20 protein-coding genes are annotated in these 24,486 nt (G+C 67.4%); 12 read left to right on the forward strand and 8 right to left on the reverse strand.

Annotated features, from left to right (window positions below; translation table 11 throughout):
• Nucleotides 1-20: 20 nt before the first annotated feature.
• Nucleotides 21-5,093 (reverse strand): trifunctional serine/threonine-protein kinase/ATP-binding protein/sensor histidine kinase, encoded by a 5,073-nt coding sequence (locus AC5LXX_RS32925; RefSeq protein ID WP_493414269.1) that lies wholly within the window; start codon nucleotides 5,091-5,093, stop codon nucleotides 21-23.
• 359 nt (nucleotides 5,094-5,452) lie between these two features.
• Between AC5LXX_RS32925 and AC5LXX_RS32930 the strand changes: the two genes are divergently transcribed.
• The 3 genes from AC5LXX_RS32930 (at nucleotide 5,453) to AC5LXX_RS32940 (ending at nucleotide 8,155) form a co-directional block, all read left to right on the forward strand.
• The gene (locus AC5LXX_RS32930; protein ID WP_493414270.1) at nucleotides 5,453-6,931 is read left to right on the forward strand and encodes an ATP-binding protein; all 1,479 of its coding nucleotides are present in this window, start codon (nucleotides 5,453-5,455) and stop codon (nucleotides 6,929-6,931) included.
• 103 nt (nucleotides 6,932-7,034) lie between these two features.
• Nucleotides 7,035-7,406: a response regulator transcription factor gene (locus AC5LXX_RS32935; protein ID WP_493414271.1), complete on the forward strand. Its 372-nt coding sequence runs from the start codon at nucleotides 7,035-7,037 to the stop codon at nucleotides 7,404-7,406.
• A 107-nt stretch (nucleotides 7,407-7,513) separates the two neighbouring features.
• Entirely contained in the window at nucleotides 7,514-8,155 is a 642-nt protein-coding gene (locus AC5LXX_RS32940) for a response regulator transcription factor (protein WP_221623671.1), read from the forward strand.
• Between the two features lie 170 nt (nucleotides 8,156-8,325).
• Here AC5LXX_RS32940 and AC5LXX_RS32945 read toward each other — a convergent pair whose 3' ends face one another.
• Nucleotides 8,326-9,750, reverse strand: coding sequence for an efflux transporter outer membrane subunit (locus AC5LXX_RS32945; protein WP_493414272.1), 1,425 nt, complete (start codon nucleotides 9,748-9,750; stop codon nucleotides 8,326-8,328).
• The gene (locus tag AC5LXX_RS32950; protein ID WP_493414273.1) at nucleotides 9,747-10,775 is read right to left on the reverse strand and encodes an HlyD family secretion protein; all 1,029 of its coding nucleotides are present in this window, start codon (nucleotides 10,773-10,775) and stop codon (nucleotides 9,747-9,749) included. Before AC5LXX_RS32950 ends, AC5LXX_RS32945 begins: the two co-directional genes overlap by 4 nt.
• 83 nt (nucleotides 10,776-10,858) lie before the next feature.
• Here AC5LXX_RS32950 and AC5LXX_RS32955 point away from each other — a divergent pair, with 83 nt between their 5' ends.
• Nucleotides 10,859-12,439: an MFS transporter gene (locus AC5LXX_RS32955; RefSeq protein ID WP_493414274.1), complete on the forward strand. Its 1,581-nt coding sequence runs from the start codon at nucleotides 10,859-10,861 to the stop codon at nucleotides 12,437-12,439.
• 130 nt (nucleotides 12,440-12,569) lie between these two features.
• Here AC5LXX_RS32955 and AC5LXX_RS32960 read toward each other — a convergent pair whose 3' ends face one another.
• Nucleotides 12,570-13,391: an alpha/beta fold hydrolase gene (locus tag AC5LXX_RS32960; RefSeq protein WP_493414275.1), complete on the reverse strand. Its 822-nt coding sequence runs from the start codon at nucleotides 13,389-13,391 to the stop codon at nucleotides 12,570-12,572.
• A gap of 554 nt (nucleotides 13,392-13,945) precedes the next feature.
• Between AC5LXX_RS32960 and AC5LXX_RS32965 the strand changes: the two genes are divergently transcribed.
• Together AC5LXX_RS32965 and AC5LXX_RS32970 are read left to right on the forward strand one after the other, a co-directional pair.
• Nucleotides 13,946-14,371, forward strand: coding sequence for a DUF3331 domain-containing protein (locus AC5LXX_RS32965; RefSeq protein ID WP_493414327.1), 426 nt, complete (start codon nucleotides 13,946-13,948; stop codon nucleotides 14,369-14,371).
• Between the two features lie 61 nt (nucleotides 14,372-14,432).
• Nucleotides 14,433-14,564 carry a hypothetical protein gene (locus AC5LXX_RS32970; RefSeq protein WP_493406280.1) on the forward strand — a complete coding sequence of 44 codons (132 nt, stop codon included), beginning with the start codon at nucleotides 14,433-14,435 and terminating at the stop codon, nucleotides 14,562-14,564.
• Between the two features lie 52 nt (nucleotides 14,565-14,616).
• Here AC5LXX_RS32970 and AC5LXX_RS32975 read toward each other — a convergent pair whose 3' ends face one another.
• Nucleotides 14,617-15,258, reverse strand: coding sequence for an HD domain-containing protein (locus AC5LXX_RS32975; protein WP_493414276.1), 642 nt, complete (start codon nucleotides 15,256-15,258; stop codon nucleotides 14,617-14,619).
• A complete protein-coding gene (locus AC5LXX_RS32980; protein WP_493414277.1) occupies nucleotides 15,255-15,662 on the reverse strand; it encodes a hypothetical protein in 408 nt (135 codons plus the stop codon). Before AC5LXX_RS32980 ends, AC5LXX_RS32975 begins: the two co-directional genes overlap by 4 nt.
• Before the next feature lie 109 nt (nucleotides 15,663-15,771).
• Between AC5LXX_RS32980 and AC5LXX_RS32985 the strand changes: the two genes are divergently transcribed.
• Nucleotides 15,772-17,565: an ATP-binding protein gene (locus tag AC5LXX_RS32985; protein ID WP_493414278.1), complete on the forward strand. Its 1,794-nt coding sequence runs from the start codon at nucleotides 15,772-15,774 to the stop codon at nucleotides 17,563-17,565.
• A 359-nt stretch (nucleotides 17,566-17,924) separates the two neighbouring features.
• The gene (locus tag AC5LXX_RS32990) at nucleotides 17,925-19,388 is read left to right on the forward strand and encodes a mechanosensitive ion channel domain-containing protein (RefSeq protein WP_493414279.1); all 1,464 of its coding nucleotides are present in this window, start codon (nucleotides 17,925-17,927) and stop codon (nucleotides 19,386-19,388) included.
• 59 nt (nucleotides 19,389-19,447) lie between these two features.
• Here AC5LXX_RS32990 and AC5LXX_RS32995 read toward each other — a convergent pair whose 3' ends face one another.
• Together AC5LXX_RS32995 and AC5LXX_RS33000 are read right to left on the reverse strand one after the other, a co-directional pair.
• Nucleotides 19,448-20,356 carry a LysR family transcriptional regulator gene (locus AC5LXX_RS32995; protein WP_124448197.1) on the reverse strand — a complete coding sequence of 303 codons (909 nt, stop codon included), beginning with the start codon at nucleotides 20,354-20,356 and terminating at the stop codon, nucleotides 19,448-19,450.
• 165 nt (nucleotides 20,357-20,521) lie between these two features.
• Nucleotides 20,522-20,791: a XapX domain-containing protein gene (locus tag AC5LXX_RS33000; RefSeq protein ID WP_124448195.1), complete on the reverse strand. Its 270-nt coding sequence runs from the start codon at nucleotides 20,789-20,791 to the stop codon at nucleotides 20,522-20,524.
• Between the two features lie 309 nt (nucleotides 20,792-21,100).
• Between AC5LXX_RS33000 and AC5LXX_RS33005 the strand changes: the two genes are divergently transcribed.
• From AC5LXX_RS33005 to AC5LXX_RS33020, 4 genes are all read left to right on the forward strand, one after another.
• Nucleotides 21,101-21,787 carry a hydrolase gene (locus AC5LXX_RS33005; protein ID WP_493414280.1) on the forward strand — a complete coding sequence of 229 codons (687 nt, stop codon included), beginning with the start codon at nucleotides 21,101-21,103 and terminating at the stop codon, nucleotides 21,785-21,787.
• 171 nt (nucleotides 21,788-21,958) lie between these two features.
• Nucleotides 21,959-22,126, forward strand: coding sequence for a DUF1427 family protein (locus AC5LXX_RS33010; RefSeq protein ID WP_124448191.1), 168 nt, complete (start codon nucleotides 21,959-21,961; stop codon nucleotides 22,124-22,126).
• 19 nt (nucleotides 22,127-22,145) lie between these two features.
• Nucleotides 22,146-24,035: an amidohydrolase gene (locus AC5LXX_RS33015; protein ID WP_493414281.1), complete on the forward strand. Its 1,890-nt coding sequence runs from the start codon at nucleotides 22,146-22,148 to the stop codon at nucleotides 24,033-24,035.
• 1 nt (nucleotide 24,036) lies between these two features.
• Nucleotides 24,037-24,483, forward strand: a complete 447-nt coding sequence (locus AC5LXX_RS33020; protein ID WP_493414282.1) for a DoxX family protein — start codon at nucleotides 24,037-24,039, stop codon at nucleotides 24,481-24,483.
• Nucleotides 24,484-24,486 lie beyond the last annotated feature (3 nt).

The raw sequence follows: 24,486 nt of genomic DNA on the forward strand, positions 1-24,486 counted from the left end.
TTCATGCGTCAGCCTGTCGTCTACACCGGCAGCCGGAACGTCAGCACGGTGCCGTTCCCGTCGCGCGGCGCGGCTTCAAGCGTGCCGCCATGCGCTTCGACGATCGAGCGGCAGATCGCCAGGCCCATCCCCATGCCGTGCGATTTCGTCGTGAAGAACGGATCGAAGATCCGGTTCGCGATGTCGGCATCGATACCGGCGCCGCGGTCGGCGACGGAGATGACTGCATGACCGTCGCGGACATGCGACGCGATCTCGAGTTCGCGCAACGTGGCCAGGCCGTCGGTCGCGTCGAGCGCGTTGGTGACCAGGTTCAGGATCACCTGCTGGAGCTGGGTGCGATCCGCCATCACGGCGATATCGCCGCAATGCAGGTCGACGCGTAGCGCCACCTGCTTCGCGTCGATTTCGGTCGCGGTGAGATGCAGCATGTCGCGAATCAGGTCGTCGATCGCGAGCGGTGCCAGCGCGGGCGGTGCCTGGCGTGCGAGCGATCGCAACGCGCGGACGATGTCGGCCGCACGCACGCCGGATGCACGGATGTCTTCGAGGCTCGCGAGCGCTTCGCCGAGATCGGGTTGCGTGCCGCGCAGCCAGCGCATGCACGCGCCGACGCTCGACACGATGCTCGTCAGCGGCTGATTGATCTCGTGCGCGATCGACGCGGCCAGCTCGCCCATCACCGTCATGTGCGCGGTGCGCGCGAGTTCGGTGCGAGCATGCCGCAGCGCGGCCTCGGTTTCGAGCCGGCGCGCATTCTCGTCGATCAGTTCCGCATAGAGCCGGGCGGATTCGAGCGCATTGGCCGCTTGCGGCGCGAGCACTTCCAGCATTGCGATACGCCGCGGCGAAAACACGCCGTTGGTCAATGCATTCTCGAGATACAGCATGCCGATCAGCGCACCCTGCTTCAACAGCGGCAGGCAGAACAGCGAGCGCGTCGGGTGGGCGCGCAGGCTGTCGGCGTGGTCGGGTACGCCTTCGCGCTGTGCGTTCGCGAGCACGACCTGCTTGCGGGTCCGGGCGACGGTATTCAGGATCGACAGCGGGACATCCTGCTCGGTGGGTTCGCTGCGGGCAATATCGACGATCACGTCGCTGCCGACGACGCGCGCGGTCGCCTCGATCGTCAGCCGGTCGTGCCGGGCGAGCAGCAGCAGGCCGTAGCGTGCGCCGGCGTATTCGATCATGTTGCGCATCAGCGTCTGGATCAGGCGCTCCAGCACGATTTCTTCGGACAGCAGATGAGCCGCGCGCATCGCGAGCGCGAAATCGAGATCTTCGCGTGCGGGCATGGCCGTGCGGCCCGGCGACGGGTCCATCACGAGGAACGGATGCCGTGCTTCCATCGCCTGCGCCTTGCCGGTCGCGCCCCAGCGCCGATAGCACGCATGGGCGAGCCGCAGCTGGTGGCGCGCGGGGCCGGCGAGCTCGAGCGAGGTGGCGTGATGCGCGGCCAGTTCGTGCGCGAGCGCCTGTTCGTGCACGAAACCGTGTTCCGCCGCGAGGCTGGCCGAGGACTCGTACTGCTGCATCGCGACGACATGATCGCCGCGCACGCGCGCGAATTCGGCGTCGATCAGCGCGAGCTTGTTGCGGAACGTGGCCGGATTGTGCTCGCTCCACGCGGCGAAGCGGGCGCGTTGCGGCGCATGGCGTTCGAGTAGCCGCTCGGGCGGCGTGGCACCACGATCGCTCGCGATTCCGGCCAGCACGCCGAACAGGTGGAAGTCGGACAGCATGATGTGCGCGGGTGTCGACCACGCGCTCGATGCGGCGGCATCGAGCGACGCACGCGCCGCGTCCGCGTCGCCGTAGAGGAAGGCCGCCTGGCCGGCGAGCACGTCGGTCCAGAACTGCAGGACCGACATCGGCGTCTTCGTCGACGCACGGGCGCGCCAGGTGCCGATCGGCCGGTCGTAACCGAGTTGCAGCGCGTCGACGAATTCGGACTGGGTGGACACGAGGTCGGCGATGTCGTCGTATCGCGCGCCGCGCGCGATCTGCAGCAACGGATCGATTTCGTCGCGGATCGCCGGCAGCGCTTCGCCCATCGAGAGCAGATCGCTGACGATGTGGTTGCAGCTGTAGCACATCCAGCGCAGCTCGGCGCTCGCATTGCCCGCCGCTTTCGCATCGCGCGCGCGGCCGAGTGCGTAGGATAGCGGCTGGGTCCAGACGCTCACCTGGTCGAGCGCGATCAGCGTCGCCGAGCGGTAGCGCTCGAAGCCGTGGCGATCGACCAGCGCGAGCGCGACCTTCGCGAATTCGAAGCCTTCTTCATACGCGTCGTGATGCTCGGCGATGCCGACGCCGTACCACGCGAGCCCCTGCACCGACGCGGCGGTGACGCCATGGCGCAGGGTCAGCCGGACCATCGTCGCGAAGTGCAGCAACATCAGCCCGCCGCTCGGATAGAACATCGCGGCTTCGAGTGCGGTCAGCAGCGCCATCGTGGCTTCGACGCGCGTATCGGTCATCACGGGCAGGTCGACGAGGTCGCGGATGGCGCGGCCGCCGAGCGCTTCCCGCACGGCGTCGCAGGCCGCCGCGAGATCGGCCTCGGCCGGCTCTGCCGGCAGTTCCACGCCGAACTGCGCCAGCCCGGCCAGCGCGACGTCGACGGCCTGCCGGAAGCGCGACTCCACGGTGAGCTGCGCGGCCTTCAGCCGGTGTGCCTCGGCGCGATCGGCCGGCGTGCGTGTACGGGCCATGAGCTCGTCGATCGCGTCCGATGCCTGCGCGGTTTCGCCGATCGCGAGCAGCAGGCGGCTGCGCAGGATGCCGATCCGGCTCGCGAGCTCGTAGTGTTGCAACCATGCGTGCGGACCGAGCAGCGCTTGCGCGGACGCGAGAAACGACAACGCGCGCTCGCGCGCGGCGGCCGTGGCCGCCGCCTCCGCCGCCGCGACCAGCGCCTCCGCGAAAGCGAGCGCGAGCGTGCCGTCGAGCGGCGCGGCTTTCGCCTGCTCGATCTGGGCGGCGAGTTCCAGCAGGGATTCGGTCGACTGCGCGTTCGTACGGCCGAGCATCGCGGCGGCGATCCGGGCGTGGCACTGCGCCCGCTCCGCGCGCCCGGCGAGCGCATGGACGGCCTCGACGACGCGATCGTGAACGCAGCGCCAGCGGTTTTCCGAAAGCGACACGAAGCCCGCCTGGCGCACGGGGTCCAGCCAGAAGCGGAGTTCGGCAAACGTCTTGCCGGCGGCAGCGCACAACAGGGCGTCGTCGGCATCGGTGCCGATACACGCCAGCAGCGACAGCAGCATTCTCGATTCTGCCGGCAACCGCTGCATTCGGGTCGCGAGCAGGCTCACGACGTTCTCGGTCAGGTGGCGCGCGTCTATGTCGGCCGAATGCCATTGCCACGTTTGCGTCGCCGGGTCGTAGCCGAGGAGCCGCTCGTCGATCAGCGTGCGCAGCAGTTGCTGGATGTAGAACGGATTACCGTCCGTCCTGCGGTGAACGATGTCGCCGAGGCCAGACAGCCGGGCCGGCGCGTCCCCGAGCATGCCTGCCAGCATGTGCGTGACGTCGGGCATGTCGAGCGGCGCCAGCGTCAGCGCCGACAGGCGGGCGGGGTCGAGCTGTTGCAGGAAGCGGCGGAAGGCCGGCGGGTGGTCGTGTTGCGGGCCGCTTCGATAACCGGCCACGATGCAGAAGTTGGCCGGCGGGTCGACCGCGATCGACGCAAGAAACGCGAGGGTCGCGTCGTCTGCCCACTGAATGTCGTCCAGTGCCATGACGAGCGGTTCGGCCGGCGCCGCGAACGCACGGAAGGCATTCACGACGATCTGGCACAGATGAAATTCCGGAATCGTATCGGCAGGATCGAACGCGACGGGCTCGACATCGAGCAGCCATGCAATCTCCGGGAAGATGCCGGACAGCGGGCCGGCCTGACGGCCCACGCAGTCGCGCAGTCGCGCGGCGATTGCCGCGATCTCGTCGTCAGGCCTGGCCAGCGCACTGCCGAATAGCGTGCGCAATGCCTGCAGCACGGGCGCGTAGGGCCGTGCGGGCTGGAACTGATCGACTTTCGCCGACGTGCACCAGGGCGGGCGCGATGCCGCTCGCGCGTGGCGCATGAAATCCTCCGCGAGCGCGGTCTTGCCGATGCCCGCCGGCCCGTCGATCAGCACGATGGCCGTCTCGCCGGTTCGCGATACGGCCGCCAGCACCGCCTCGAGCCGGCGGGATTCGGCTTCGCGGCCGACCAGCAGGTCCGGCGCGTGCAAACGGGCGAGCGGATCGTTGCCGCAGAGCGCGAACGGCTCGACGCGGCCTGCCGCCAGCCAGTCGCGCAGGACACGTTCGAGATCGTGCTGCACCGATTCGCAGGACGGATAGCGATCGGCGGGCTCCTTGGCGATCAGTTTCAGGATCAGGTCGTTCAGGACGGCTGGCACGTCGTCGCGAAAGGTCGTGGCCGGCGCCGGTTGCATGGCGACGTGCGCGTGCATCCATTCGGACGTCGACGCCGCCTTGTAAGGCATCGCGCCCGTCAGCAAGCGGAACAGCGTGATGCCGAACGCGTACAGGTCGGAGCGCTCGTCGACCCATGAGCCTTCGGAGACTTCGGGCGCCGCGTAGGCAGCGAAATCCGCGCGCATCGCACTTGCCGCGGCGCGTTCCGCCTGGCGGTCCCACGCATGGGCGAACGAGCGGAGCATGACCGTGCCGTCCGGCGCGATGACGAAACTGGCCGGTTGCAGATCGCCATGCAGCCAGCCGCGCCGATGAAGCTCGCCGAGCGCGCGCACCGCCTGGATCGCCGCATCGAGCAAGACGTCGAGCGGCAGCCGCCCGTCCGCCAGCGTGTCGAGCACGCGCACGTTCGGGCGGGGATAGACGAGCACCGGGCCGTCCGCGGCGCGGATTAGCGCGACCGGCGTGAGCGCCCACGCCGGGTCCAGCGCTTCGTTCAATGCGTATTCGTGCTCGAACTGCCGGCAGCGCTGGTCGGATTCCCACCCGGTCTGGCACGCGGACCACACGCGCCCCGTTCCGGCGTCGGTCAGGTCGAACCACAGCACGTCGCCCGAGCGGACGGCATTCGACAGGCGGGCGCGCGACAGCCAGTCGGCATCCATGGGCTTCGTGTCGTCCGGGGTGCGCAAGGGTTGGTTCACGGTGGGGGCAGGCTGGGTGGAACAGGGCGTAACCGGCTCGTCATACGGAATCGGCCGGGCTGGACTGCGCACGGTCGTGCGGCGGCCCGTGCATTGTCCACCAGCCGGATGAACTCCGCAGTACCTGCGTGCACGTCGTTTCCGGCGACCGGGCCGGCCGGTACCCGACTAAACCTATGGATAATGGCCGGCGCGCCTGCCGCGCCATACGATAGGGTCAAGTCTCCCGGCACGCAGCGATGCGGGTCCGGCGGACGAACCAGGGGGTGTCGCTTCGCGAGGCGGCGCAAGGTGCGGAGCAGCATAAGCGAGTGCGGATCATGTACACGTTCGGGCGGGTAACGGTTTCCCTTGAATGCCGCGAAGTTCGCGTCGACGGGCAGCCCCGGTATATCGGCGCCCGGGCATTCGAGATTCTCGAGCTGCTGGTGAAGGCGGCCGGCCGGCTCGTGTCGAAGGACGAGATCATGCAGGCGGTGTGGCCGAACACGATCGTGGTCGAGAACAACATCCAGGTGCATATCTCGGCGCTGCGCAAGCTGTTCGGCAGCAAGCACGGCTGGATACGGACCGAATCGGGGCGCGGCTATCGGCTCGCGCCGCCGGTCGACCTGGCGCATGCCGTCCGTCAGCCGGACGGGATCGAGCCGGCGCGCGGCGTCCGCCTGGGTACCGCACCGCGCAAATGTCCGCTGATCGGCCGCGAGCAGGAAGCAGCCGAGCTGCACACGCTGCTCGAGCACGAGGCGCTCGTCACGCTGGTCGGCCCCGGCGGCGTTGGCAAGACGCATCTCGCGCTGGAGGTCGCCACGGCCTGGTCGGCGATGCACGGCATCGAGATGGCCCGGATCGATCTCGCCGGCTGGCAGGGCGGCGCGACGCTGGAGTCCGCGGTGCTGGACGCGCTCGACCTGCCGGGCGGCCCGCACGCCGGGCCGGCCGATGTCGTGCGCGCGATCGCCGCGCAGCGCGTGATGCTGGTGCTCGATAATGCCGAGCAGCATGTCGACGAACTGGCGGATCTCTGCGAAGCGATCGCGGACGCGAATGCCGGCGCGATACTCGTCGTGACCAGCCGCGAACCGCTGCGTGTCGCCGGCGAGCGCGTCTATCGCGTCGGGCCGCTGCCCGTGCCGCCGGCCGGCGCGGACGACGGCGAGATCGTCGCGTGCGGCGCCGTCCGCATGTTCCTGGCACGGGCTCGCGCGATGGGCACCGACATTGCCGCGGATGCGAATACGCTGGACGCGATCGCGTCCATCTGCCGCCGCCTGAGCGGCCTGCCGCTCGCGCTCGAACTCGGAGCGGCCCGCGTCGCGTTGCTCGGGATCCAGGGGTTGGCAGCCGATCTCGACAAGTCCGTGCTGTCGTTGTCCGGCGGTTTGCGTACGGCGCATCCGCGCCAGCAGACCCTCAGGGCCACCATCGAGTGGAGCTATCGGTTGCTCGACGATGCGGAGCGCACCGTTCTGTGCCGCCTCGCGGCGTTTCCGGATGCATTCCGGCTGGACGCGGCATGCGCGCTGGCGGCCTGCGACGAACTGGGTGCCACCCGCGTGCTCGACTGCCTGGTCGGCCTTGCATCGAAATCGCTGCTGGTCGTCCATTCGGTCGGACTCTCGAAGCGTTATTCGCTGCTCGAGGTCGTGCGCGCGTTCGCGCTCGAGAAGCTGATGGAGTCGGGCGACGCCGGCCGCGTCCATGCGCGGTGTGCGTCCGTCGTCGGCGAGGAACGCGCTGCCGCGCCGCCGCCGGCAGCGCCCGCGCAACCGCTGCTGGCGGCAGGGGCGTACGCATGACATCCGGGACGGGCGGGCGTGGCGCGCGGCGGTAACGCCTGTCGGCGCGGCGCACGCGGCGTCGCGCTGTGCTGGATTGGCAAAATTTTCAGGTTCCCATTCAATGGCGATTGTTTGCATCATCGATGACGATGCGTCGGTCCGTAAGAGTCTTGCCAGCCTGCTGAAATCGGCTGGCCATACCGCATTGCCGTTCGAGTCGGGCGAGGCATTCCTCGCGGCCGGCTTGCTGGACGGCGTGGCTTGCGTGCTGGTCGATCTGAAGCTGAAGGGGATGAGCGGTTTCGACGTCCAGCGTCTGCTGGTCGAGCGCAAGGTGACGCTTCCGGTCATCTTCATGTCGGCGCACGGCGACGACGAATCGGTCCGCCGCGCGCTTGCGCAAGGCGCGGTCGCGTTCCTGCGCAAGCCGTTTCCATCGGACGACGTGCTCAACCTGATCGAGCAGGCCGCATCCGGCGCGCCGCCGGCGTGAGCGGCGGCCCGTCGACCGGCCGCGCCGCTTTCGGTGCGGCGGTTCCGGTCGGTTCCTTCTTCGTTTATCATTCGATAATGAAGCGGATGCCTTACACGGGGAATGCAATGGCGAGCACGCCGGACATGACGTCGATCGTCTATGTGGTCGACGACGACGAAACGCTGCGACGCGCATTGAGTTCGCTGTTGCGTTCGGCGGGATGGCGCGTCGAGACGTTCGCGTCGTCGCAGGCGTTTCTCGCATTCGAGCGGCCCGCCGTGCCGAGCTGCCTGATCCTCGACGTGCGCCTTGCCGACGAGAGCGGGCTGGCGCTTCAGGAGGAAGTGGTGCGGGCGGGCCTGAACGTGCCGATCCTGTTCATGACGGGTTACGGCGACGTAGCCACGACGGTCAAGGCGATGAAGGGCGGCGCGCTCGACTTCCTGACGAAGCCGTTCGACGACGAAACGATGCTCGATGCCGTCGGCCGCGCACTGGCCCGCGACGGCGAGCGCCTCGCGCGCGATCGTGCGCTGGACGCGGTGCGCGGCGCCTATGCCTCGTTGACGCCACGCGAGCGCGAAGTGATGAGCCAGGTGGTCGCGGGCCTGATGAACAAGCAGATCGCAGCGAATCTCGGCCTGCAGGAAATCACGGTGAAGGTGCATCGGGCCCAGGTCATGAAGAAGATGCAGGTCCGCACGCTGCCGGATCTCGTGCGGCAAGCCGAAGCGCTGGGCGTGGGCCCGGCCGGCGCACGCGACTGAGCGGGCGCGCCGGATCGTTCGACGCAACGGTGCCGGCTTCGACGGGGCCGGGCGTGACGATCGTCTTCCCGCAACCGTCTTGAGTATTCCGAACGTTTTCGCGCGATCCGCGACGGGTCTTGCTTCGGCGGATGCAGCGCGATCGATTCACGCGGCGCGTCGACGTTCTTTCAGAACCGCGCTTCGCGATTCGCGACGGTCGCCGGTTTCGCAGCAGGCGGCGTCCACCCGCCGCCCAGCGCACGGACGAGATTGACCGTTGCGATGGCGAGTGCCTGCCGGCTATGGATCAGCTGGCGTTGCGCAGTCAGCGCGTCGCGGTCCGCGTCGATGACCTCGAGATAGCTGACGTAGCCGTGCCCGTAACGGCTCAGCGACAACCGCGCCGCTGCTTCGGTGGCGCGTGCCGCGCTGTCGTAGCGCACGATCCGCTCTTTCTGCGCGGCGATGTCGTTGAGTGCGTCCTGAACTTCGCGCAGCGCACCCAGCGCGGTCGTGCGATAGTTCGCGTCGGCGAGCGCCGCGCCGGCCGTCGCGGCGGCCACCGCGGCGTTGCGCTTGCCGCCGTCGAACACCGTTTCGGCCAAGCTCGCGCCGAGGCCCCACAGCGAACTGTTGCGGTCGAGAAACGTGCCGAGATCGCGGCTGGCGAACCCGCCCTGGGCGGTCAGCGTCAAGGTCGGAAGCCACGCGGTGCGGGCGACGCCGATTTGGAGCGACGCCGCGTCGACGCGGCGCGCCGCTGCATAGACGTCCGGCCGTTGCGCGAGCAGCACGGACGGCAGGCCGGGCGGCACCTCCGGCACGCGGATGGAGGAGGCCGTCGGCGCGACCGTGAATGCGGTCGGCGAGACACCGGTCAGCACGGCGAGCGCGTCGACGAGGTTTTCGCGCAGTCGCCGGCTGTCCGCGAGATCGGCACGCGCCGTATCGAGATCGGCCGCCGCACGCAGCGCGTCGAGGTCGCTTGCCGCGCCGGCCCGCACGCGCGCGGCGATCACGTCGAGCGCGGTGCGTCGCAGCTCGATCGCGCGGGCGAGCGTCGCGAGATCCTGCTCGACGAAATGGAGCGTCAGGTAGTCGCTCGCGACATCGGTCGCGACGCGCAGGCGAACGGCCGCACGATCCGCGTCTGCCTGCAGCACGTTCTGCCTGCCGATCTCCGCATCGCCGCGCAGGCGTCCCCACAGATCGACTTCATAGCTGGCATTGAACGGCACCGACCAGTTGTGCATCGTGCGTTTCGGCAACTCGTTGTCGACGGTGCCGGATACGCGCGAGCGGCTGAACGACGGATCGACGCCGACGGTGGGCGCCAGTGCGGCTTCGCGCACACCGAGCAGCGCCTGCGCCTGGTCGACGCGTGCCGCGGCGGCGCGGATGTCGTGGTTGCCGGCGAGTGCGGCATCGACGAGCGCGACCAGAGGCGGATCGCCGAACGATGCGGGCCATTCGGCAAGCGACGGGGCCGGTTCGCCGCGCGCATCCGCATGGCGGAACCGGTCGGATCCGACCGCGACGGGGGCGAGCGGCTGCGGCGCGATCGTGCACGCGCTCAGCAGGCCGGCAGCGAGCAGGGCGGCGATGCGGGTCATGGCTGCGTGCGGCCGCGTTGCAGCGAGACGATGACCGACAGGCCGGGCCGAATGCGCGGTTCGGTCGAGGCCGGGCCGTCCAGCAGGATCTTGACGGGCACCCGCTGCGTGACCTTCGTGAAATTGCCGGTCGCGTTGTCGGGCGGCAGCAGTGCAAATTGCCCGCCCGTCGCGGGCGACAGGCTGTCGACATGTCCGCTGTAGGTCCGGTCCGGCAGCGCGTCGAAGCGCAGTTGCACGACGTCGCCGGTGCGGACGTGCCGAAGCTGGGTTTCACGGAAGTTCGCCACCACCCACGGGCGCGGTTCGACGACCGTGAGCAGCGCCTGTCCGGGCGCGACGTGCTCGCCGGTCTCGACGGTCTTCTTGCCGACGGCGCCGTCCGACGGCGCCACGACGGTCGTGTACTGGCGCTGGAGCTCCGCATCGCGCAACTCGGCGTCGTTCTGGTTCGACACGGCATCGGCAGCCTGCCGCGCGGCCTGCGCGCTGCGCTGCTGCGCTTCGGCGGCTTCGATGCGCGCGCGGGCGGACTTGCGTGCCGCGTTGGCGGCATCGAATTCCTGCTGCGACAGCCCGCGCGGCGTTTCGCGGGTCAGCTCGCGTGCCCGTGCGTAGTCGAGCTCGGCCTTCTCGGCGTCCGCGTGCGCCGACACGAGCGCCGCGTCGGCCTGTTCGACCAGTGCCTTCGCGCGGCTCGCATCGGCGTGCGCCTGTGCAACGCGGGCTCGCTGCAGCGCGACGCGCACGTCGAAATCGCGCGGGTCGAGCTGCACGAGCGGGTCGCCCGCGTGCACGAACTGGTTGTCGTTCACCAGCACGCGCTCGACCGTGCCGGCCACGCGCGGCGAGATCACGTGCAGGTGGCCCGTCACGTACGCGTCGTCGGTGCCGCGGTCATGCGCGTCGAATTCGTAGACCAGCAGTGCGACGAGCGACAGCGCGCATCCGGCGATCAGTACGACTGGCCACCTGCGCGACCGTGCGGTGGCAGTGGGCGGCGTGTCCGGCGAGTTCGTGGTCAAGATCGGGATACTCCATGGAACGGACGGGATTCGTCACATCGCGCTATGCTTGCGCGAGCCTTTTGTGCGGGAGTCGCTCGACGATGAATACCACATTCGCCCCCGGTGGCGCGAAACCGGGACCGGCCGCCGCGCCGGCCGCCGACATACCGACGTTTCGTTCGATCGCCGCGATCGCGGCCGTACTGCTCGGCGCGATCATCTCGACACTGACGTCGCGCATCACGTCGCTCGGGCTCGCCGACGTACGTGGCGCGCTCGGCGTCGGGTTCGACGAGGGCGCGTGGATCAACACCGCGTTCACCGCGGCGCAGATGTTCGTCGGGCCGCTCGCGATCGCGGCGGCCTTCGTGTTCGGGACGCGCCGCGTGCTGCTGGCGGGTGCCGCAATATTCCTGGTCATCGAAAGCGTGCTGCCGCTGTGTACGAACTTCGGCGCGTTCATCGTGCTCCAGAGCGTGGCCGGCCTCGCGTCCGGCGTGTTCGTGCCGCTGACCGTCGGGTTCGTCGTCCGCACGCTGCCGCCGCGGCTGATCCCGTTCGGCATCGCCGCGTATGCGATGAACCTCGAGATGTCGCTCAACCTGTCGGCGACGCTCGAAGGCTGGTACAGCGAACACCTGAGCTGGCGCTGGCTGTTCTGGCAGAACGCACTGCTGACCGTGCCGTTCATCGTCTGCCTGATGCTGTCGCTGTCCACCGAACCCATCAAGCGCTTCGCGTCCGGCATCGACACGCGCGGCATGCTGCTTGGCGCCGGCGGGTTCGCCTGCCTGTGCGTCGCGCTCGACCAGGGCGAACGGCTGTTCTGGTTCCAGTCGCCGCTGATCGTCGCGCTGCTGGGCATCGGCATCGTGATGGTGGCCGCGTTCCTGATCCACGAACTGGCGTCGCGACGGGCCGGGCTCGATCTCGGCTACCTCGCGCTGCCCAACGTCGCGTTGCTGATCCTGCTCGTCGGCCTCGTGCGCTTTACCGTGCTCAACACGAGCTTCATTCCGTCGGCGTTTCTCGCGAGCACCTACGGGCTGCGTCCGCTGCAGATCGGCGATACGCTGCGCTGGATCGCGATTCCTCAACTGCTGTTCGCGCCGTGCGTGGCCTGGCTGCTGCAACGCGTCGATCCGCGCCGGCTGATCGTGGCAGGCTTCGCGATGGTGGCGGTCGCGTTCGCGCTCGGCGCACGCCTCACGCCCGTCTGGGCCGAACCCGACTTCATCCCGTCGCAATTGATCCAGGCGTTGGGGCAGACGATGGCGCTCACGTCGGTCATCTTCTTTTTCGGCAAGCATGTAACGGCCGAGCACGCGCTGACGTTCGGCGCCGTCGTGCAGACGACGCGCCTGCTGAGCGGGCAGCTCGGCACGACGTCGATCGCGGTGATCCAGCGCATCATGGAGGCTACCCATTCGAATCTCGTCGGTCTGCATGTCACGCTGTCGGATCCGCAAACGCTGGAGCGCCTGCGGGTCGGCGCCGCGTCGCTCGTGTCGCACGGCGCGACCTTCGCGACGGGCGACCAGGCGACTTACCTGTTGCTCGATCGGGCCGTCCGCGTCCAGGCGACGACGCTCGCGCTCGCCGACAATTTTCGTGTCGCGATGGTTTTCGCGGTCGCGGGCGTGTTGATCGGCATGCTGCTCAGGCCGGCGCGCGCGCCGTGAGCGCCCGACATGCCGCATCGACGATCTTAGCGATCGCGCCCGCCGCACCGGAATGGCGACGACCTGAAAAATCCTGAAACGTATTAAAAGGCGCGCCGGCCTGACGGTCGGGCGCGCCGTGCCATGTTGCTTACGCCTTCAGGAACGCGAGCAGTTCGGCATTGATCCGGTCGGCGTCGACGACGCACATCCCGTGCGATCCGCCGGGGATCACCTTGAGCTCCGCGTGCTTCACGATCTTCGCGGACAGGCGGGCCGAATCGTCGATCGGCACGATCTGGTCGTCGTCGCCGTGCAGGATCAGCGTCGGGACGTCGATCTTCTTCAGGTCCTCGGTGTAATCGACCTCGGAGAATTCCTTGACGCACAGATACTGGCCATGGATGCCGCCCATCATGCCCTGTGCCCAGAACGCGTCGATCGTGCCCTGCGACACCTTGGCGCCCGGACGGTTGTAGCCGAAGAACGGCACGGCGAGATCCTTGTAGAACTGCGAACGGTTCTCGGCGACGTTCTTGCGGATCCCGTCGAATACGTCCATCGGCAGGCCGCCGGGATTGGATGCCGATTTCACCATCTGCGGCGGCACGGCGCCGATCAGCACGGCCTTCGACACGCGCTTCGTGCCGTGGCGCCCGATGTAGTGCGCGACTTCGCCGCCGCCGGTGGAATGGCCGACGAGCGTGGCTTCGCGCAGGTCGAGCGCATTCATCAGCGCCGCGAGATCGTCGGCATACGTGTCCATGTCGTTGCCTTGCGACGGCTGGCTCGAACGGCCGTGGCCGCGACGGTCGTGCGCGATCACGCGGTAGCCGTGCTGCACGAGGAACAGCATCTGCGCGTCCCACGCGTCGGCGCACAGCGGCCAGCCGTGCGAGAAGACGACCGGGCGGCCGCTGCCCCAGTCCTTGAAGTAAATCTGCGTCCCGTCTTTGGTGGTGATCGTATTCATCGCATGGGCTCCTTGATGGGCGGAAGCGGCGTGTTTGGGGGCGGCGGCAGCGGCAGCAGCCGGCAGCGCGGCGGCTGCAACGGCGGTCGCGCCGGCAAGCAGCATGTCTCGGCGACGCGCCGAGGGAATGGCGTCGATGTCTGCTGGACGCATTGGGACTCCTTGAACGTGCGGTGGAACGATGCCGCGTTGGATGAATGGTTCGGAACTGCCCGCGCGAGGCACTTGCGCCGGCAGCCGGCGTGTGTTCGCGGTCGCGTGCCGGCAGGCGCGAGAAGGGTGCGAACGAACGCCGACAGGAGGCTATCGCGCGGCCATGCGCCATGTACTGAAATTCCGCTGAATTTTCGTGAACACGGTTGCGGTGCACGCGGTGCGGCCGAGCCGGCCAGAAAAATTAAGCGCGGAATCAAGACTCTTCAGCGGCGGCCCGTTATCGTCAGCATCAGGTCATCCCGTCGCGGGTCGCTGCCGGTTCGCGCCGGAGGATGACGATCGAGACGCGGGTGGGTGCACGACATCCGAACCCCTCGCCACTTGCCTGGTACGCCGCCATGAACGCATTCAATCGCTGGGAGCACGTGATGACGCTGCTCGACCCGTCGCCGGCCCTGAGCCGCGGTGCGCCGTCGCATCTTCGCGACCCGGACACCGCGCGCCGTCGCCATCGCGACGACGCGCCGCCCGCGTCGAGCGGTGGCGTGCGCCGCCGGTGCGCGATCGTCGCCGCCGAGCGGCAGACCGATTCGTCGGTATTGATCTCGTGGAGCGATCCGACGCGCTGCCGGTACGACGAGCAGCGCTGGATCAGCGCAAAGTCCCGCGCCCTTGGGCGCTGCGCGCTGACCGGCATCGTGATTCGCTACGGCGATGCGATCTACAAGCCGCAATGGCGCGGAGCGAAGCGCCCCGCGAACTTCCGGGAGGTGATCCTCGCGTCCGAACTGGACCGGTTCATCGTCAGGCTGTCCCATTCATGATGCGGAACGGCGCGCCCCGGCCGTCGGCCGCTGCTTTTTCACCGCTGAGGAAGGCATTCTCATGAGCACGTTCACGACACGCGACGGCGTTTCGATTCACTACAAGGACTGGGGCGCAGGGCGCCCGCATGCGTTGTATCTGACGCACGCGCAACGATTGAACGACGAGCTGCTGGCGTTCGCCCGCGCATGACCGGGCGGCGGCCGCCGCGACGTGGCGAGTCGGGCCCGGCCCACCGGCCGGCTCACTCCGGCCATTTCGACCCGAGCACCAGGCCGCAGAAATTCGTCCGACGATAGTCCGGGTCGCACCGCTCGAGCACGTCGGCGCAGACGTTGCCGAACGCAGTCGCGGGGCGATGGGCGGTGCCCGCGGCGAGCGCCTCGAGATACAGTTCCTTGAAACACGGACCGCGCGGCCACGCGTCGACGATCTCGTCGCGTTCGGACCGGCTCACTTCGTCGAAATGGCGTGCAAAGAGATCCGTCTCGATGGCTGCGCCGAGCAACGTCGTCAACGGCGTCATGTACGGGTGAAGGCCAAAGGCCGTGTGCAGCGCGATCGCACGCCACACCTCCGCCGCATCGTGGGCGGCGATGCCGTATCCGTCGAGGAATGCGTGCGCGGCATTCGCGCCATCGATTTCGAAGCGCCGGCGCGAATGCCGGTAGCGCTCCGTCAGTCCGAAGTCATGAAACAGCGCGGCGACGTACAGCAGCTCGGCGTCGAATGCAATGCCGCGACGCAGCCCGATGATCGACCCGAACGCGAACACGCGCATCGCGTGCCGAAACAGGAGTTCCGGTTCGTCGGCGCGCACGATCGCGGCGGCCTCCCGTGCGATCGGGCCGTCAGGAATCCTGATACCGGCGATACGGTTGCTCATGTTCTGTTCCTCGCGGCGTGACGGCAGTCGCTCGACGCTGGCGCCGTGGAATCATCGTCGCGCGCCGCGCTGCTGAATGTCCTGAGCGGCGCCTGAATCATTCTGAACGGAAAATTCGACCGGCCGTCACGACCGGATTCGGCTTCGCCGTCCTTGGCACGTCGTATTACCGGTTTTTTCTGCCGCAAGCGATGCGAACTGCCATTTGAATTAACGAGATTGCGAAAAAAAATCGGCAATTCGGCCGTTTGATCCTGCGAAACGGATTCATGGATGAACGACTGTTTCGTACCTTGAAAATGCAGGATGCCGCGGTGCGCCGTACGTTGCCTGGCGGGGCGCGGCAACCAGGCGAGAAACGTCGCGACGATCGTGGTTTTCGTCGATTCAAAAAATTTGCTCATTGAGTTCTGATTATTTGAATCATTTCGCCGTGCAAATGCCGTAGCATTGCCATCAAACCGGTGTCATTTCTGACAGGGCATCGATGAAGGCAATCGATTGAACATTTCCATGATCCGGATCGGAACACTTCACGTTTTTCTCGACAGACGTGAAATTCGCTCGAACGGCAAACTGCTGCGTGTCGGCAGTCGCGCATTCGAAATTCTCGAACTCCTGATTCGGGCGAACGGCGCATTGGTATCGAAAGACGAAATCATGCAGCGCGTGTGGCCGCACACGATCGTGGAGGAAAACAACCTGCAGGTGCATATCGCCACGTTGCGCAAGGCGCTGGCCGACGACCGGAACCTGATCGTCACGGTGGCGGGGCGCGGCTACCGGCTGGTCGGCCGGCAAGCCGAAGGCGCGACGCCCGCGCGTCCCGCGACGTCGCGGCTGACGGCCGCACCGACCGCGCTCGTCGGCCGTGAGCAGGCCGTCGCCGAGGTCCTCGCGGCGCTCGACACCGCACGCGTCGTGACGCTGGTCGGCGCGGGCGGCATCGGCAAGACGCGGGTCGCGCTCGAAGCCGCGATGCGGGCCGAGGCGAACTTTCCGGATGGTGCGGCGTTCGTGTCGCTGGCCACGGTTGCGTGTCCGCGATTCGTGCCCGACGCACTGGCTGGTGCGTTCGGCATCGCGCAGCCGGCCGGATCGCTGACGCTCGAAGCGGTGCTGGCCAGCGTGGCGAACCGCCGGATGTTGCTGGTGCTCGATAATTGCGAACATCTGCTCGACGCCGCCGCGCAGATCGCGACTGCACTGACCGAGTCCGACGCCGGATTGCGCGTCCTCGCGACCAGTCGCGAGGCGCTGCGTATCCAGGGCGAGCGGCTGTGTCCGGTTCTGCCGCTCGATGTCCCCGGCGAAGGCGCCGACGATGCGGAGATCCTGAACGCCAGCGCGGTGCAGTTGTTCTCGGCGCGCGCGCGTGCCGCCGATCCCCGCTTTCCGCTCGACGAACGCAGTGTGGCGCTGATGGCATCGGTGTGCCGGCGTCTCGACGGCCTGCCGCTTGCCATCGAACTGGCGGCGGCCCGCGCGGCCGTGCTCGGCATCGACGTGCTGGCCGAGCATCTCGACGACCATTTCAGGTTGCTGACCGGCGGTTTTCGTACGGCGTTGCCGCGTCATCAGACGCTGCAGGCGATGTACGACTGGAGCTACCGCTTGCTCGGGGACGCGGAGCGCTTGCTGTTGCGGTGGCTCGGCGTGTTTCGCGGCAGTTTCTCGATCGATGCGGTGCGGAATATCGTCGGAACGAAGGGGTTGGCCGATGCGGACCTGCTCGATACGCTCGCCGGCCTCGTCTCGAAGTCGCTGCTGAGTCTCGAGAGCGCGCACGGCGCGCCGCGCTACCGGCTGCTGACCACGACGCGCGCCTATGCGCTGCAGCAGCTAGAGAACAACGGCGAATGTGCGGCCGCGGCACGCGCGCACGCGGACTACTTCCATACGTTGTTTAGGCTTGCGCCAGACGCCGGCGACGGGCTGCGAGCCGAATCGCGGCTCGACGTGATCCGGCGCGAACTCGGCAATCTGCGCGCGGCGCTCGACTGGGCGTTTTCGCCGAATGGCGATGCGGACATCGGCATCGCGCTGGCGGCTGTCGCAGTCCCGAGCCTGTTCGACCTGTCGCTGGTGGACGAAAGTCGCGAACGGGCGCGCGCAGCGCTCGATGCCATCCGGAACATGGACGAGACACGGGCACGCGCGGATGCGCGCGTGCGCCTGCTGGCCGCCTATGCCGCCGCGCTCGCCCATACCTCGGGGCCGACGCACGTCGTACGCGACGCTTGGTCCGAACTGCACGCACTCGGGTTCGAGGCGGGCGAGGCCGAGGCGCCGTCGCGCGAATCGTAACGGCGCGCACCGCCGGCGAATTCAGAACGTTTCAGCCCGAACACAGGACCTGGCCGGCCGGTGCGGCTACATTGCATGCACGGAGACTCTCGGCGATCGGCACGCGTGCGCCGGGAGATCGGCTCGCACCGCCTCGCATCGATGTCGCGACGCCACTGAATGCCAGCGCGGGGTGGCGGCACATGCGTTGCCGCCGCGACTTCGCGCGTCATTGAACGACTACCGCATGAAACCTGTCCAGTCCGACCTGTCTCGCCACGATTCGCTGCCGGCGGCCGCTCGCCGGATCGGGTAGCGCACGCCATGCAATCGCGCAGATTCTCCGCCGGTCGCGCAGCGCGCACGCGGCCCGTTCCGGCATGCTGAGCGTGTCCGCCACGGTCGCCTGGGGCGTGCCGATCGTCGTGGCCGACCTCGCCGCATGGCGGTTGCTCGGGCCGGGCCGTTCGACGACGAAGGCGGTCTGGCGCTGCGCGTCGTTCGCCGCGCTGACCTATGTGCTGTTCGCAACCGGCGTGAGCCCGCTCGCGGTGCCGCCGTCACCCGACCGGTTCGACCGGCTGGCGATCCAGGCGATCGGCGTCGCGTGGTGGCTGCAGTGCGCGCTGGTGTTCAGCCTGTTGCTCGACCATCTGCTGCTGCCGCGCGCGTGGCGCAACCAGCGGCTCTTTCACGACATCGCCGCAGGCGCCGTGTTCGGTGCGGCCGCGGTGGCCGCGCTGGGCTATGTACTGGGCCTGCCGCTGAGCGGCCTGGTCGCGACCTCGGGCGCGGTGGCCGTGATCCTGGGCCTGGCCGTCCAGAACACGCTGAACGACGTGTTCTCGGGCCTCGTCCTGAATACGACCCAGCCGTTTCGCCTGGGCGATACGGTGACGATCGGCGAGCTGGAAGGGCGGATCGTCGAAAGCAACTGGCGCGCGACCAAGCTGATCAACAGCCTCGGCAACCTGGTCGTCGTGCCGAACAGCGCGGCCGCGAAGGCGACGATCGTCAACCTGAGCGAACCGCCGAGCGTGCACGGTGTGACGCTGACGATCGAGATCGATCCGGAAGTGCGGCCGGCCGTCGTCGTCGATGCGCTCGACCGGGCTGCCGCCAGTTCGCTGGACGTACTGGCCAGCCCCGCGCCGGTTCCGGTCGTGAAGGCATTCAGGACCAACTCCGTCGAATACGAGCTCGTCTGTTACGTCGACGCGCTGGAGAAAAAGGTGTCGGTGCGTAACCGGCTCTACGACCTGGCTCACCGGCACCTGGCCGCCGCCGACATCGCGCTGCGCCCGCTCGGCGGGACGGCTGCTGCTCACCGGCCGGTGTCGCGCGGTCAACGGCTGCTGCGCGCGGTCGAACTCTTCCGGCAACTCGGTGACGACGATCTGGCGGTGCTGGCCGATGCGCTGGCGTCACGCGTATTTCACAAAGGGGAAGTCATCTACGCGTCGAATGCCGATACGCGCCTGCTGACGATCGTCGGGTCCGGTGTCGCATCGGTGTTCGTGCCGGGCGCGACCGGCGACATCGAGGTCAGGCGGATGGCGCCCGGCGATGCGATCGGCCAGTCCGTCGTGCTGGCCGGCACGCAGCTTCATGCGAGTGTCTACGCGGTGACCGCCGTGACGGCTTATCAGTTGAGCAGCCGCGACCTGACGCCGCTGATCGCGAGGAAGCCCGAAATCGGACGGCTGATGTGCGAATCCCTGACCGAACACATCGCGACCGAGGAGAAGATGATGATCCCGCCGGCCGCGAAGGCGCATGCATCGTTCAACCTGATCGAGTGGCTCGAGAAGGAGATGAAGCGCCTGCACGATTCGTTCGGCTGATGCGGCGGGAGATCGCGGAGAAACGCTCGACCGGGCGGCGCGGCCGACGAGCGGCGGAATCAGGCGAGCGCGGTGAAGCGGTCGACGAGATCGGGGCGGGCAAGCTGATCGACCCACCAGTGCAGCGCGCGGCCGGCCTCGTCGCCGCGCCACGCGATATAGCAATGCGTCGTGTCGCGCATGCCGGTCACCTGGCGTGCGACGAGCTTGCCCTGCGCGATCGCGCGTGCCGCGATGCAATCCGGCAGCGTGCCCACGGCGAGCCCTTCGCACTGCGCGGCCAGTTTTGCGGCGAGCGTGGGGACCGCGAGATACGGCTGCCCGGCGTCGACGGCGACCGAGCGCGGCTGCAGTTCGCGAGAGGTATCACTGATGACGGCGCCGCGATGCTCGACGACCGACGCCATCGACAGCGGTTCGGGGAGCGCCGCGAGCGGATGGGTCGGGGCCACGGCGAACACATGCTTGAGCGTGCCGATCGGCTTCGCGACGATGTCCGGCAGTTCCGGCGGCTCGCCCGCCGCGCCGACGACGAGATCCGCGCGGCGCGAAATCAGCGCATCCCACGTGCCGCCGAGGACTTCGGTGGACAGGCGCAGCCGCGTGTTCATCTCCAGTCCATAGAACGTATGCACGTAGGGCCACAACGCCTCGAACGGCAGGATCTCGTCGATGCAGATGCGAAGCTCGGTTTCCCAGCCCTGCTGCGCACGCAACGCCTTGAGTTCGAGCTGTTCGGCGGCATGCAGCAACCGGCGGCCCTCTTCGACGACCACGCGGCCTGCGTGCGTGAGCTTCGCCCGGCGCCCGCTCCGGTCGAACAGTGCGACTTCGAGGTCGCTTTCGAGCTTTTGTACGAGATAAGTCAGCGCAGACGGGACGCGATGCAGGAGTTCCGCGGCTTCGGCGAACGTGCCGGTGCGGTCGATCGCGTCCAGTGCTTCAAGCGCTTCGAATGACAGCTTCATAGTGAATTCCACGGGCGTCGGGCTGTCATGTTATCGCCAAGCACCGTCGAGTCCAATATGAATCGGAACAATTCATCCGGGGGCCGGAGCCGCAGCGCCATCCTGTTCCGGGCCGGATGGGCGCCTGCGGATGCAGCATCCGGTCGGCATGGGGTACGACGATGTCTATCGACGTTTCTTTGCAGCGGCATCGGATGCCTGCGCACCGGGCAGGGCGCCGAACATGTGCTGGCTGCACTTCGCGTCGCTCCATGCGGTTCGCAACTGGATCCCCGAGAGCATCCGGCGTGCGATCGGCAGGATCTGTTCGCCGGCAAGAATGCCCAGCAGGCCGGCCAGCGCGATCGTGGGCGGAGCGGGAGATTGCACGCCGATCAGGTAGTAGACGGCACCGGCGAGCATTCCGGCCAGCAGCGATGAAATATATGGCTTCATGATTCGGATGCAAGTAAATGACAACCGTTAAAAAATACGGATAACTACTGATCCGGAGGCGAGCATGAATTCATTCGATAGCGTAGCAGGTCTTTTTCGATGTGATCAATCGATTCGGCGGTTTTAAGATCTTTTAAGGCCTTTATTTAGGGATTTTATTAATCGATTTGATTAAGTGGCGTTAGCATGATTTCGCGTGTTGAATGACAACGGCTGGTAGCAGAACCTCCCGGCACAGCGCATTGGGCACCTCCCGGCTCGTCGGAGAGGCAGGCTCACTTTTCACCCGCGTCAAAGGACATGATCGCCATGAGCAATCCGAAACTTGAAGTACTCACCCCCCATAACAGCCAGCTGATCTTCATCGACCAGCAGCCGCAGATGGCGTTCGGCGTGCAGTCGATCGATCGCCAGGTGTTGAAGAACAACGTCGTCGGGCTCGCGAAGGCCGCGAAGGTCTTCAACATCCCGACCACGATCACGACGGTCGAAAGCGAAAGCTTCTCGGGCCACACCTATCCCGAGCTGCTCGACGTGTTCCCGAACCAGAAGACGCTCGAACGTACGTCGATGAATTCGTGGGACGACCAGAAGGTGCGCGACGCGCTCGCCGCGAACGGTCGCAAGAAGGTGGTCGTCTCCGGCCTGTGGACCGAAGTCTGCAATACGACGTTCGCGCTCTGCGCGATGCTCGAAGGCGACTACGAGATCTACATGGTCGCCGACGCATCGGGCGGCACGACGCAGGCTGCGCACGACTTCGCGATGCAGCGCATGGTGCAGGCCGGTGTGGTGCCGGTCACGTGGCAACAGGTCCTGCTCGAGTGGCAGCGCGACTGGGCACGCCGCGACTCGTACGACGCCGTGATGGCAATCGCGAAGGAGCACTCGGGCGCGTACGGGATGGGCGTCGACTACGCGTACACGATGGTCCACAAGGCACCGCAGCGCACCGCGACGCCGCACGAGTCGATCCCGCCCGTGCCGGCGAAGTAACCGCAGGCCGTCGCGACTGTCGATGCCGGTGCGGCGTGTTCCGGACGAACACGCCGCACCGGCGATACGAAATCGCGGGCGGCGGTACGTGGTCGATTCACGTATGCCGCCCGCCGCGTGTTTGCCAGGACGTTACGACCTGCATTCCAACCTGTCCGAGAAATTGATCGTATGGAATCCTATCTGGTTTCCCTTGGTGCGGGCTTGCTGATCGGTGTCATCTACAGCGCAATCAAGGTTCGCTCCCCGGCACCGCCGCTGATTGCCCTGGTCGGGTTGCTCGGCATGGTAATCGGCGTGCAGGCCATCCCCACCCTCAAACAGCTTTTTGGCTTCTGATCGAAACGAGGTGATGTATATGACCGCAACCGAGTCCCAACCGGATCTGATCCTTCACAACGGAAGGTTCACGACCCTCGACCGCGCCAACCCGACCGCGACGGCGGTGGCGATCGCCGCCGGCCGCTTCGTCGCGGTCGGCGGCGAAGCGGACGTGATGCCACTCGCCGGCCGTGCGACGAAGGTCGTCGACCTCGGGGGCCGCGCCGTGCTGCCGGGCCTGATCGACAACCACTGCCACGTGATTCGCGGTGGCCTGAACTACAACATGGAGCTGCGCTGGGATGGCGTGCCGTCGCTCGCGGTGGCGATGGACATGCTCAGGCGCCAGGTCGCGATCACGCCCGCGCCACAATGGGTGCGCGTGGTCGGCGGCTTCACCGAACACCAGTTCGCCGAGAAGCGCCTGCCGACGATCGAGGAACTCAACGCGGCCGCGCCCGATACGCCGGTGTTCATCCTGCACCTGTACGACCGCGCGCTGCTGAACGCGGCGGCACTGCGGGTGGTCGGCTATACGAAGGACACACCGGAGCCGCCGGGCGGCACGATCCTGCGCGATGCCGCGGGCAACCCGACCGGGCTGCTGCTCGCGAACCCGAACGCGACGATCCTCTACGCGACGCTCGCGAAGGGGCCGAAGCTGCCGTTCGAATACCAGTACAACTCGACGCGCCACTTCATGCGCGAGCTGAACCGGCTCGGCGTGACGGGCGTGATCGATGCGGGTGGCGGTTCGCAGAACTACCCCGACGATTACGAAGTGATCCGCAAGCTGCACGACGCGGGCGAGATGACGATCCGGATCGCGTACAACCTGTTCACGCAGAAGCCGAACGCGGAGAAGGAAGACTTCGTGAACTGGACGAAGAGCGTCAAGTATCACGACGGCACCGACTATTTCCGCAACAACGGCGCGGGCGAGATGCTGGTGTTCTCGGCGGCCGACTTCGAGGACTTCCGCGTCGCCCGCCCGGACCTGCCGGCGCAGATGGAAGACGACCTCGAAGGCGTCGTGCGCGTGCTCGCGCAGAACCGCTGGCCGTGGCGCATGCATGCGACGTACGACGAAACGATCAGCCGCGCGCTCGACGTGTTCGAGAAAGTCAACAAGGACATTCCGCTCGACGGCCTGAACTGGTTCTTCGATCACGCGGAAACGATCACCGAGAAATCGATGGACCGGATCGCCGCGCTGGGCGGCGGCATCGCGGTGCAGCACCGGATGGCGTACCAGGGCGAATACTTCGTCGAGCGCTACGGCGCGCAGGCGGCCGAGGCGACGCCGCCCGTCGCGAAGATGCTCTCGAAGGGCATCAAGGTGTCGGCGGGTACCGACGCGACGCGTGTTGCCTCGTACAACCCGTGGGTGTCGCTCGCGTGGCTCGTGACGGGCAAGACGGTCGGCGGGCTGCGCCTGTATCCGCAACGCAACCTGCTCGATCGCGAGACCGCGCTGCGGATGTGGACCGAATACGTGACGTGGTTCTCGAACGAGGAAGGGAAGAAGGGGCGTATAGCGGTCGGGCAGCTCGCCGACCTGGTGGTCCCGGATCGCGATTTCTTCACCTGTGCGGCGGACGATATCGTCGACACGACCGCGCTGCTGACGGTGGTCGGCGGCAAGATCGTATGGGGCGCGGGGCCGTTCGCGTCGCACGATGCGCCGATTCCGCCCGCGATGCCGGACTGGTCGCCCGTGCGCGAATACGGCGGCTATGGCGGCTGGGGTGCGACGCAACGCAACGGAGCACCGCTGCAGCGCGCGGCGGCTGCCGCGATGTGCGGCTGCGCGAGTGCGTGCAACGTGCATGCGCACGCCCATGCGAGCGCGTGGGGTAGCGCGTTGCCGACGTCGGACGCGAAGGGCTTCTGGGGCGCGTTCGGTTGTTCGTGCTGGGCGATCTGACATGTCGACGACAACCGGCCGGTACAGCCCCGGGTGGATTCGTGTCGTGCTCGCGCAGCCGTGGGTTGGCGTGCTGGTACGGCTTGCGCTGGTTTCCGCCTTTTTGGTCGGAGGCATCAACAAGGCGATGCACTTCGGCGAGGCGATCGCGGAGCAGGCGCATTTCGGCCTGCACCCGGCCGCGCTCTGGGCTGCACTGGCGGTTGTGGTCGAGATCGGCGGTTCCCTGTGCGTGGTATTCCGCCGCTTCACGTGGCTCGGCGCCGGCAGCCTCGGCATGCTGACGTTCGTCGCGATGCTGGTGGCGAACGACTTCTGGAACCAGGCTGGCGTGGCGCGCTTCATGGCGCTCAACAGCTTTTTCGAGCACCTGGGCCTGATTGCCGCGCTCGTCCTCGTCACCATGCTTGGCGATGTTCGAATTGGTGACGGTGACGGTCGCGCCTGATTT

Source organism: Burkholderia torrens, assembly GCF_984668525.1.

Coding starts and splice junctions, on each gene's coding strand:
- AC5LXX_RS33005 (WP_493414280.1), top strand. CDS start 21,101: ATGAGCAATCCGAAACTTGAAGTACTCACCCCCCATAACAGCCAGCTG.
- AC5LXX_RS32945 (WP_493414272.1), bottom strand. CDS start 9,750: ATGACCCGCATCGCCGCCCTGCTCGCTGCCGGCCTGCTGAGCGCGTGC.
- AC5LXX_RS32975 (WP_493414276.1), bottom strand. CDS start 15,258: ATGAGCAACCGTATCGCCGGTATCAGGATTCCTGACGGCCCGATCGCA.
- AC5LXX_RS33015 (WP_493414281.1), top strand. CDS start 22,146: ATGACCGCAACCGAGTCCCAACCGGATCTGATCCTTCACAACGGAAGG.
- AC5LXX_RS32955 (WP_493414274.1), top strand. CDS start 10,859: ATGAATACCACATTCGCCCCCGGTGGCGCGAAACCGGGACCGGCCGCC.
- AC5LXX_RS32970 (WP_493406280.1), top strand. CDS start 14,433: ATGAGCACGTTCACGACACGCGACGGCGTTTCGATTCACTACAAGGAC.
- AC5LXX_RS33020 (WP_493414282.1), top strand. CDS start 24,037: ATGTCGACGACAACCGGCCGGTACAGCCCCGGGTGGATTCGTGTCGTG.
- AC5LXX_RS32990 (WP_493414279.1), top strand. CDS start 17,925: ATGCTGAGCGTGTCCGCCACGGTCGCCTGGGGCGTGCCGATCGTCGTG.
- AC5LXX_RS32925 (WP_493414269.1), bottom strand. CDS start 5,093: ATGGATGCCGACTGGCTGTCGCGCGCCCGCCTGTCGAATGCCGTCCGC.
- AC5LXX_RS32940 (WP_221623671.1), top strand. CDS start 7,514: ATGGCGAGCACGCCGGACATGACGTCGATCGTCTATGTGGTCGACGAC.
- AC5LXX_RS33000 (WP_124448195.1), bottom strand. CDS start 20,791: ATGAAGCCATATATTTCATCGCTGCTGGCCGGAATGCTCGCCGGTGCC.
- AC5LXX_RS32930 (WP_493414270.1), top strand. CDS start 5,453: ATGTACACGTTCGGGCGGGTAACGGTTTCCCTTGAATGCCGCGAAGTT.
- AC5LXX_RS32935 (WP_493414271.1), top strand. CDS start 7,035: ATGGCGATTGTTTGCATCATCGATGACGATGCGTCGGTCCGTAAGAGT.
- AC5LXX_RS32960 (WP_493414275.1), bottom strand. CDS start 13,391: ATGAATACGATCACCACCAAAGACGGGACGCAGATTTACTTCAAGGAC.
- AC5LXX_RS32965 (WP_493414327.1), top strand. CDS start 13,946: ATGAACGCATTCAATCGCTGGGAGCACGTGATGACGCTGCTCGACCCG.
- AC5LXX_RS32995 (WP_124448197.1), bottom strand. CDS start 20,356: ATGAAGCTGTCATTCGAAGCGCTTGAAGCACTGGACGCGATCGACCGC.
- AC5LXX_RS32980 (WP_493414277.1), bottom strand. CDS start 15,662: ATGAGCAAATTTTTTGAATCGACGAAAACCACGATCGTCGCGACGTTT.
- AC5LXX_RS33010 (WP_124448191.1), top strand. CDS start 21,959: ATGGAATCCTATCTGGTTTCCCTTGGTGCGGGCTTGCTGATCGGTGTC.
- AC5LXX_RS32985 (WP_493414278.1), top strand. CDS start 15,772: ATGATCCGGATCGGAACACTTCACGTTTTTCTCGACAGACGTGAAATT.